Consider the following 1,214-nt stretch of genomic DNA (forward strand, 5'->3'; position numbering starts at 1 on the left):
GTGGGGTTAGTTGTTGTCCCCGTTGTGGGGTTAGTTGTTGTCCCCGTTGTGGGGTTAGTTGTTGTCCCCGTTGTGGGGTTAGTTGTTGTCCCCGTTGTGGGATTCGTTGTTGTCCCCGTTGTGGGGCTAGTTGTTGTCCCCGTTGTGGGGCTAGTTGTTGTCCCCTCAATGGTGAAAGGATTGTCGTCTACGCGGGGTATTTGAGCTGTAGTGAACCGAGATTCATCTAGCGAGTTCGATCGAACATCAATCAACACCGCCAAAAATTCCCCAGTTTGCCTGTCCCTAATAATCGTGTTGCTAGAATTCGAGCCTTGGCCCTGGAAAATTTCTAACTCTGTAAAATTCAAACCTCCAGCCAGACCGATCGAATCTCCCGGATTAAAATCTCTAATTACATCAGCATCGCCGATTTCGCGGCCGCCAGTAGTAAGAAACCCATTGCTACCGGGCGACGTGCCCACCCTACCGAGAACAAAGATATCCGATCCGTCGCCTCCTGTCAGAGTATCAGACCCGCGATCGCCCGAAAGAATATCATCCCCAGCATCTCCAGACAAAGAATCATTGCCATCGCCCCCGAAGAGCAGGTCATCACCCTCGCCGCCATCACCAGTATCGTTACCAACACCGCCGGTGATAACATCCCCGCCCTGCTGGCCCAACAAAATATCATTGCCAGCGCCGCCAATCAGGCAGTCGTTACCCGTGTCGCCAAAAACAGTGTCACTGCCCCTGTCGCCAAAAATCAGGTCGTCCTCCCCACCACCGCGCAGACAGTCATTGCCTTTACCGCCGTACAGCGTGTCGTTACCTTCAGAACCCAAGACAATATCATTGCCCAGGTCGCCAAAAGCTAAGTCATCGCCCTCGTCGCCAGAAACCAAGTCATCGTCTTTGCCGCCCCGCGCCGTGTCATTACCGCGCCCGCCCTCAACAATATCTTTACCAGCGCCACCGTTGAGAGAATCGTTACCGTCTTCGCCCCTGAGTAGATCGTCTCCGTCCCGACTCAAAAGTGTGTCGTCGCCGGCACCCCCGGCAATCGTGTCATTGAACAAGCTGCCGATTAAATAGTTACTGCCGTCATTTGCGACAACTAAGCCATCGACAAAAAGTGGCTCTGGGGGAGGCGTGGGAACTGTCAGAGTTGGCCGCGGCACAGGCGTGACCGAAATGTCCGGGCCCGTCCCCGTCACCATCGGCGGCTCCGT

General features: G+C 54.7%; 1 protein-coding gene. It reads right to left on the reverse strand.

Going from position 1 to position 1,214, the window contains the following annotated elements:
- The coding region (locus QUB51_RS02185; protein WP_333303856.1) for a calcium-binding protein at positions 1-1,214 on the reverse strand (1,214 nt) is incomplete at both ends.

The organism is Microcoleus sp. AT8-A3 (genome assembly GCF_036705675.1).
Classification (GTDB): Bacteria; Cyanobacteriota; Cyanobacteriia; order Cyanobacteriales; family Microcoleaceae; genus Microcoleus.